The 7921-nt window shown below is 62.5% G+C and carries 7 protein-coding genes and 2 pseudogenes; 8 read left to right on the top strand and 1 reads right to left on the bottom strand.

The window, feature by feature from the left end; translation table 11 throughout:
- The 7 genes from WBB95_RS00125 to WBB95_RS00155 all read left to right on the top strand — a co-directional run.
- Window positions 1–413: CDP-diacylglycerol diphosphatase (locus WBB95_RS00125; protein ID WP_424485742.1), on the top strand; the 413-nt coding region annotated here is incomplete at its 5' end.
- Between the two features lie 31 nt (window positions 414–444).
- Window positions 445–1434 (top strand): DUF3443 family protein, encoded by a 990-nt coding sequence (locus tag WBB95_RS00130; protein WP_424485743.1) that lies wholly within the window; start codon window positions 445–447, stop codon window positions 1432–1434.
- A 175-nt stretch (window positions 1435–1609) separates the two neighbouring features.
- Window positions 1610–3604: an aminotransferase class I/II-fold pyridoxal phosphate-dependent enzyme gene (locus WBB95_RS00135; RefSeq protein WP_424485744.1), complete on the top strand. Its 1995-nt coding sequence runs from the start codon at window positions 1610–1612 to the stop codon at window positions 3602–3604.
- A gap of 24 nt (window positions 3605–3628) precedes the next feature.
- Entirely contained in the window at window positions 3629–4483 is an 855-nt protein-coding gene (locus WBB95_RS00140) for a transporter substrate-binding domain-containing protein (protein ID WP_424485745.1), read from the top strand.
- Complete coding sequence (locus WBB95_RS00145) at window positions 4483–5187, top strand: ABC transporter permease (protein ID WP_424485746.1); 705 nt, start codon at window positions 4483–4485, stop codon at window positions 5185–5187. The genes WBB95_RS00140 and WBB95_RS00145 overlap by 1 nt, the downstream gene beginning before the upstream one ends.
- A gap of 7 nt (window positions 5188–5194) precedes the next feature.
- Window positions 5195–5893 carry an ABC transporter permease gene (locus WBB95_RS00150; protein ID WP_424485747.1) on the top strand — a complete coding sequence of 233 codons (699 nt, stop codon included), beginning with the start codon at window positions 5195–5197 and terminating at the stop codon, window positions 5891–5893.
- A complete protein-coding gene (locus WBB95_RS00155; RefSeq protein WP_424485748.1) occupies window positions 5890–6888 on the top strand; it encodes a DMT family transporter in 999 nt (332 codons plus the stop codon). Before WBB95_RS00150 ends, WBB95_RS00155 begins: the two co-directional genes overlap by 4 nt.
- Here WBB95_RS00155 and WBB95_RS00160 read toward each other — a convergent pair.
- Window positions 6844–7389: pseudogene (locus WBB95_RS00160) on the bottom strand (TetR/AcrR family transcriptional regulator); the annotation flags it as partial. The gene WBB95_RS00155 and the pseudogene WBB95_RS00160 sit on opposite strands and share 45 nt — an antisense overlap.
- 83 nt (window positions 7390–7472) lie before the next feature.
- Between WBB95_RS00160 and WBB95_RS00165 the strand changes: the two are divergent.
- Window positions 7473–7921, top strand: a pseudogene (locus WBB95_RS00165) (succinylglutamate desuccinylase); the annotation flags it as partial.

Genomic DNA, 7921 nt, shown 5'->3' on the forward strand with positions numbered 1-7921 from the left:
AGCCGATTCCGGATCAATTCGTCTCGGTGGCGATCAACTCCCGTTATGGCCGCTCGCAGAACCAGTTGCATGTGCACATCGCTTGCCTGCGTCCGGACGTTTTCACCGCCCTCAATCAGCAGGGCAACAGCCTCGATGAGCAGTGGCGCGTGTTGCCGACCCGGTTGAAAGGGCATACCTACGCCGCCCGCACGCTGTCGGTGGCGGACGCCGACGCGCTTGACCCATTGCAAGTGTTGCGCGAATACGTCGCTGCCCAGGCCGATGACATCAGCGATTACGGCTTGTTGATGACACCCCGCGCCGATGGCCGCCTCGTGCTGCTGACCACGCACCTGTCATTGACCGAGCTTAACCTGGGTTCTGCCGGCGAGTTGCAGGACTACCGATGTGACCTGATGAACCCGCTGTAAGCCTCCCTTAACCTGAACCGGACTTACCCGCATGCGCATGACTGTGTTGGCCTCGCTGTTCCTGTTTGCCGGTGTCGCCCATGCGGCGGCCCGAGACGTCATCCCGATCCACAGCGCCACCATGGCCAATGGTGACTTGCGCTACAGCGTGACCTTGAAAATCGGCAGTAGCACCGTGGAAACCCAGCTCGACACCGGCTCGGTAGGGCTGCGGGTGTTGCCGGGGGTACTGAAACCCCAGGACGTGGCGGCGCAAGACACCCCGGCGATGATCCAGTACGGCAGCGGCGTGCGCCTGATCGGCACGCTCGCATTGGCAGATGTCAGCCTGGGCAATGCGACCGCGCGCGTGCCGATGCAGGTGGTGGACAGCATCAGTTGCAGTGACGCACGGCCCAAATGCCCGGCCTCCAAAGTCGCCGCCAAGGACTTCCTGATGGGCGGCAACCCCGAGCGCGGCGAAGGCTTCAAGGCAATCATGGGCGTCGGCATGCTGCGCAATCCGGCCAGCAACCCGTTGGTGGCCATGGGCGGACGCTGGCTGGTGGTGTTGCCACGGCCGGGGCAGAGCACCGGGCAGTTGATCCTCAACCCCACGGCGGCGCAAACCCAGGGCTTTCGCAACATCAGCCTGCAGCGGTTTCCAACCAAGCCGGGGGACACCAGCGCGTACTGGAAGGACCATGGCGTGCAGGGTTGCCTGCAACGACTGGACACCCATCAGCAAGTGTGTGGCGACAGCATCCTGGACACCGGCGCGGCGGGTTTTCATGTCTATGCCGATGCCCTGCAAGCCAACTGGCCGGTGGGCGCACCGGCGCATTTCAGCCTGACCCTGGCTGATGGCAGCCAGATGGGCCAGCACTTCAAGGTCGACAATGGGGGCGGGCGCTATGTGCGCTATATCACCGCCCAGGGCGCGCATAACTTCCACGGCATCAATGCCGGTTTGCTGACCTATTTCGATAATGCGGTGCTGTATGACCAGGCCGCCGGCACTATCGGCTTGCACGGCCGGTAAACACGTACACACCTCGAAAATCACCACAACGACCTGTTTAATCCATAAACGACACGGGGTAAAACTTACCCATTGAACGACTGTTCAGTTTGATCTATGTTGACCGCATCCACCCGTTTGCACACACACACACACACGGGTTCGCGCTTTTTCTTCTTGAACGAGAGGCTCTGGCATGCGGTTTTCTCCCTTCGTCGAACGAATTGCAGGGCAGGGCGTCGCCGCCTGGGACATCCACCACGCCGCGTTCCAGGCCGCCAGCCAAGGCGAAGACATCATCATCCTCAGCGTTGGCGATCCGGATTTCGCCACGCCATCGTTCATCACCGACGCTGCCGTCAGCGCCTTGCGCGAAGGTGACACCCACTACACCGAAATCCCCGGCCGCCCGGCGCTGCGTGATGCGATTGCCGCGCGCTACAGCAAGACGCTGTCACGCCCGGTTGCCGCCGAGAGCGTGATCACCGTCGCCGGTGCGCAGAACGCGCTGTTCGTGACCTCCCTGTGCCTGTTGCAAGCCGGCGATGAAGTGCTGGTGCTCGACCCGATGTACGTCACCTACGAAGCCACGCTCAAAGCCAGCGGCGCGACGCTGGTGCGCGTGCCGTGTTCGCCGAAATCGGGGTTTCGCCTGGATGCGCAATTGCTCGCCGCCGCGATTACGCCGCGCACGCGGGCTATCTTCTTTTCCAACCCGAACAACCCGACGGGCGTCGTCCTGAATCCACAGGAACTGCAAGCGATTGCCGACCTGGCCATCGCCCATGAGCTGTGGGTGGTGGTGGATGAGGTGTATGAAAGCCTGGTGTTCGACGGGCACTACCACAGCCTCGCTGCGTTGCCGGGCATGGCCGAGCGCTGCATCGTCATCGGCAGTCTGTCCAAGTCCCATGCGATGACCGGCTGGCGTATCGGCTGGATCGTCGCGGCGCCGCAGCTGATCGTGCACGCCGAAACCCTGGTGCTGAGTATGCTCTATGGCTTGCCGGGGTTTGTGATGGAGGCGGCCACCGCCGCCGTGCTGGCCCATGACGAAGTGACCGCCGGCATGCGCGACATCTATCGCCGCAGGCGCGACCTCGTCGTGGCGGGCCTCAGCGCTTGCCCGGGGATCAAGGTGCAGGCGCCGCAAGCCGGGATGTTCGTGCTGGTAGACGTACGCGGTAGCGGTTTGAGCTCACTGGATTTTGCCTGGCGGTTGTTCCGCGAAGCCGGGGTTTCGGTACTGGATGCCGCCGCGTTTGGCGAACCGGCCCAGGGCTTTGTGCGCTTGTCCTTCACCCTCGGCGAAGAACGCCTGGCGCAAGCCTGCCAGCGCTTTGCCGCATTTGTCGCCAAGCTCGCCGGCGAGCCACGGGTTGCGGCGCCGCCTGTGATCGAAGTGCTGCAACCGGCCCAGGCCAAGAAGATGATCGAGGTCATCGACCTGCATAAACGCTTTGGCAATATCGAGGTGCTCAAAGGCATTTCCCTCACGGCCCACGAAGGCGAGGTGATCTCGCTGATCGGCGCCAGCGGCTCGGGCAAAAGTACCTTGCTGCGCTGCATCAACATGCTCGAAGTGCCCGACCAGGGCAGCATTCATGTCGACGGTGAAAGCATCAAGCTCAACTACGGTCGCCCGGGCGCACCGCTGGTAGCCGACGCCAGGCAACTGGTGCGCATCCGGTCGACCCTGGGCATGGTGTTCCAGAACTTCAACCTGTGGCCCCATCGCACCGTGCTGGAAAACCTGATCGAAGCCCCCACCCAGGTGCTGCGTGAAAGCCGCGCCGAGGCCATCGAGCGCGCCGAAGCCTTGCTCGACCGCGTCGGCCTTGCCGCCAAACGCAACGAGTACCCGGCATTCCTTTCCGGTGGCCAGCAACAGCGCGTGGCGATTGCCCGCGCGTTGGCCATGCGCCCCAAAGTCATGTTGTTCGACGAACCCACCTCGGCTCTGGATCCGGAGCTGGTGGGCGAAGTACTGCGGGTGATTCGCTCCCTGGCCGAGGAAGGCCGCACCATGATTTTGGTGACCCATGAAATGGCATTTGCGCGGGATGTGTCGTCCAAAGTGGCTTTTCTGCACCAAGGCATGATCGAGGAAACCGGCTCGCCGGACTCGGTGTTTATCGACCCACGCAGTGAACGTTGCCGGCAGTTCGTCAACGCGCATCAAACTCGCTAACTCCAGAAAAAGACGGGGCAAATCATGAAATCCAAACGCATGGCAACGTGGTTGAGCAGTGCAGTGTTGATGTTGGCCGCAGGTTTTACACTGGCGGCGGAAAAACCCATCGTGTTCGCCGTGGCGGCCGAACCCTACCCGCCGTTCACCGTAAAAGGCGGTAACGGCCAGTGGTCGGGGTTTGAAGTGGACCTGATCCACAAGCTCTGTGAAGGCATGAAAGCTGAATGCCAGATCAAGGAAGTGGCGTGGGATGGCATCATCCCGTCGTTGCTGGCGAAGAAGATCGACGTGATTTTCTCCTCGATGTCGGTCACCGATGAGCGTGAAAAACAAATCGCCTTCAGCCGCGCGTACTACGACTCGCTGCTGGGCGTGGCGGGGCCCAAAGGCAGTGAAGTCGAGATCTCGCCGACGGGCCTTAAAGGCAAGCTGATCGGCGTGCAGATCTCCACGGTCAGCGCCAACTACCTGAAAAAATACTACGAAAACATCGCCGACCTTAAGTATTACGACACACAGGAATCGGCGAATGCCGACCTGATCGCCGGCCGTATCGACTACATGATGGCCGATGACACCGCCATCGCCATGATGGTCAAGACCCCGGAAGCCAGTGGCCTCGCCCACATTGCCAGCGTGCCGTACGACCCGATCATCGGCCGTGGCGTCGGCGCCGGGATGCGCAAGGAAGACACCGCGCTCAAGGCCCGACTGGACAAAGCCATCGGCGAACTGCTGGTGAGCAAGGACTACGACGACCTGTCCCAGCACTACTTCGGCGTGTCGGTGAGCCCGTGCAAACGCGCCGACACCCCGGCGTTTGTGAGCAAGACCTGTGACAGCCCGTACCAGCAAATCGCCCAGAAGAGCGAATAATGTTCGAGCTCTTAAGCTTCGGCGAACAAGGGTGGGGTAACGCGCTGCTCAAAGGGTTATGGATGACCCTGCAAATCTCCGCCGGCTCTTTTGCCGTGGGGCTGGTCATTGGCCTGGTGGTGGCCTGCGCCAAGCTCAGTGCGCCACGCCCCATCGCAATGCTGATGCGCGGCTACACTACGGTGTTTCGCGCGGTGCCGGAATTGCTGTTGATCCTGCTGCTGTATTACGCAGGCTCCATGGGCCTCAACGCGCTGATGCTGTGGCTGGGGTTTGAGCAGGTGAATATCAGCGGGCCGCTGGTGGCGATTCTGGTGTTGGGGTTGGTGCAGGGCGCTTACGCCTCGGAGATTTTTCGCGCGGCGATCCTTGCGATTCCTCACGGCCAGATCGAAGCGGCGCGGGCGTTCGGCCTGAGCGGTGTTGGCCTGTTCCGCCGGGTGACGCTGCCGATCATGGCGCCTTTTGCCCTGGCGGGTATGTCGAACCTGTGGGTCAACCTGATCAAGGACAGCGCGTTGATCAGCGTGGTCGGCACCAACGAATTGCTTTACACCGCCAAGCAGGCGGCAGGCTCCACGCGCCAGTACTTGTTGTTCTACCTCACGGCCGCCGCCTTGTATTACCTGGTGACGCTGGCTTCCAACTACCTGTCCGGGCGCCTGGAGCGACGTATTCGTCGCTGGATGCCGGTTGTCGAGTGAGGGACGCATGCCTGATTGGATAAGTTACTACGCCGGGCTGATCGCCAAGGGCTTGCAGACCACCTTGTCACTGCTGGCAATTTCAGCGGTGTTGGGTTTTGCCTTGGCGGTGCTGGTGGCGTTGGCGCGACTGTCACGGCGCAAGTGGCTGTCGCGCAGTGCGCTGGCGTACACCAGTGTGTTGCGCGGGACGCCACTGTTGATCCAGATCTACATTTTCTACTACGGCCTGGGCAGCTTGTTCGCGCAGTTTCCGATGATCCGCGGCAGCGTGCTCTGGCCGTTTCTGCGCGACGGTTATTGGTACATCGTGTTCGCCCTGGTGCTGTCGGTGGGCGCCTATGTCGGCGAAGTGATTCGCGGCGGCCTGCTCGCCGTGCCCAAAGGCGAAATGGAGGCCGCCTCGGCATTTGGCATGACCCCGCGCCAGGCGCTGTTGCGGGTGCGGTTGCCTCGGGCGATGCGCCTGTTGTTGCCAACGCTGGCGGGGGAGACGGTGATGCTGCTCAAGTCCACCGCATTGGCCTCGACCATTGCCGTGGTCGACCTGCTGGGCGCGGCCAACGTGGTGCGTGCGCAAACCTTGCAGATCTATCAGCCGTTGCTGTTGGTGGCCGGTGTGTACCTGTGCCTGACGTTCCTGATTGAAGGCGTCTACGCCATCGCCGAACGACGCGGCACGCCGCTGCGCAGGTCGGCCGGATGAACCAGGATCGCTCGCTGCAAGGGATTGCCCTGTGCTCACTGGCCTACGCATTTTTGGCGTTGCAGGACGCGGCGATCAAATGGCTGGTGGCCGATTATTCGGTGTTCACTATCTTGTTCTGGCGCAGCCTGGTGGTGGTTGGCGCCTGCGTGATCGCCGGGCGCCTGGGGTTGCTGCGTCGGGCCTGGACGTCGGTCAGCCGTAAATTGCTGATCATTCGCGGGCTGCTGTCGTTGCTCGCGTGGTTGCTGTATTACACCGCCGCCAAGGACCTGACCCTGGCGGAAATGACCACCCTGTATTTTTCCGCGCCGATCATGGTGACCTTGCTCGCCGCGCTGATCCTCAAGGAGCGCGCCAGCCGTGGCCAGTGGGTCGCGCTGCTGATCGGGTTTGTCGGCGTGGTGATCGCCTGCCGCCCGAGCAACATGGTTGACCCGTTGCCCATCGCGCTGACCCTGGCCGCCGCATTGTGCTGGGCCTTTACCTACATCCAGCTGCGCCAGGTCGACCCGAGCAGTTCGGTGCTGGAACAGATGTTGATCACCAACGTGGTGTTCGTGGTGTGCATGGCCGTGACCTTGCCCTGGACCCACACCCCGGCGCCGACCACGGCCTGGCTGGGCATGTTGGCAGCCGGCCTGGTCGGTGGCATTGGCCAGTTTCTCTTGTTCGCCAGCTTCCGGCGCGCCACGGCGACGTTGCTGGCGCCGTTCGAATACACCGGGTTGATCTGGGCCTTTCTCTTGTCGAGCTTGATCTGGGGCACTTCCATGGACCTCTCGCTGATCATCGGCGCGGTGCTGATCGCGCTCAGCGGCACCTTGGCCATGCTCAGCGCGCGCCACCCCGCGTCACACGACGTGGTCGGCGCCGAATGCGCCGTGACGCAAGCCCCGTACCCAGCAGCGGCAGATGTGCAGCCCGTTAGCGGGAGTGAAAGTGCCGGGGTTGAGGCAGCCCTCAAGCCAGAGTCCGTCGAGCATCGCCGATAGGCCAATGGCGGCGAGGTGGCTGTCGTGGATCTGCAGGTTTTCGCTGCGGGCCAGGTCGTCGAGCAATTGCTGGATCAGCGCCAGGTAGGCGCGGTAGCTGTTTTCGTGGGACTGGTTTACGTGGGGCGAGTGGCGGATCAGGCTCCAGAACACCACCCACACGCCGAGCAGGTCGGGGTCCATGACCCGTGGCGAAAACGAGGCGCTGAGAAACGCATCCAGGCGCGCGGCGGCGCCTTCGGCCTGTTCGACTTGCTCCCAGAGCGCGGTCGTCAGCTCGTTGGCCAGCTTGTGGTAGGTCTCGGCAATCAGCGCATCGATGGTGCCGAAGTGATGGTTGAGCAAACCCACGGACACCCCGGCTTCAGCGGCGATGCGTCGCACGGATATCCCGGCATGGCCGTCCCTGGCGAGGCTGGTGAGGGTGGCGGCAATCAGCAGGTCCCGGCGTTCATCCGGGTCGGCGCGGCGCAGTTTGGGAGGGTCGACGGTCACGGGCATGCCTTTGATAAAAGACCAGAACGTCAAGGTTAGTTGAACATGTGTTCAATCTCTACCGATTAATGATCAGAGGAGGGCAAGGCATGGCAAAAGACCTTTCGTGGCAGGTGGCGGGCGATGCTGGCAACGTGCTGCACATTGGCGCCTGGCGCTTTGATGGCGACGGCAGCGGGCCCTCGGTGCACCTGCAAGCCGGTGTGCACGCGGATGAAATCGCCGGCATGTTGGTGCTGCATCAGTTGCTGCCACGCTTGCAGGCGTGTCAGGACCAGGGCCGGTTGCGCGGCACGGTGACGGTGGTGCCGCAGGCCAACCCGTTCGGAATCGGCCAGTTTCGCCAGGGCAAATTGCTCGGGCGTTTTCATGAAGCCACCGGGCAGAATTTCAACCGCGCGTTCGATCAGTCGCTGGCCATGCAGCGTCCGGCGAGCACTCTTGCGCACTGGCAAAAAAGCCTGGTGCAACTGGCGGCGGGTGCCGACCTGGTGCTCGACCTGCACACTGATGATGAGGCCTTGCCGTACCTTTACAT

Source organism: Pseudomonas sp., assembly GCF_049645325.1.
GTDB lineage: Bacteria > Pseudomonadota > Gammaproteobacteria > Pseudomonadales > Pseudomonadaceae > Aquipseudomonas.

What these genes read in the sequence shown, in the direction of transcription:
- WBB95_RS00130 (WP_424485743.1), top strand. Translation starts at nt 445, where the DNA reads ATGCGCATGACTGTGTTGGCCTCGCTGTTCCTGTTTGCCGGTGTCGCC.
- WBB95_RS00135 (WP_424485744.1), top strand. Translation starts at nt 1,610, where the DNA reads ATGCGGTTTTCTCCCTTCGTCGAACGAATTGCAGGGCAGGGCGTCGCC.
- WBB95_RS00140 (WP_424485745.1), top strand. Translation starts at nt 3,629, where the DNA reads ATGAAATCCAAACGCATGGCAACGTGGTTGAGCAGTGCAGTGTTGATG.
- WBB95_RS00145 (WP_424485746.1), top strand. Translation starts at nt 4,483, where the DNA reads ATGTTCGAGCTCTTAAGCTTCGGCGAACAAGGGTGGGGTAACGCGCTG.
- WBB95_RS00150 (WP_424485747.1), top strand. Translation starts at nt 5,195, where the DNA reads ATGCCTGATTGGATAAGTTACTACGCCGGGCTGATCGCCAAGGGCTTG.
- WBB95_RS00155 (WP_424485748.1), top strand. Translation starts at nt 5,890, where the DNA reads ATGAACCAGGATCGCTCGCTGCAAGGGATTGCCCTGTGCTCACTGGCC.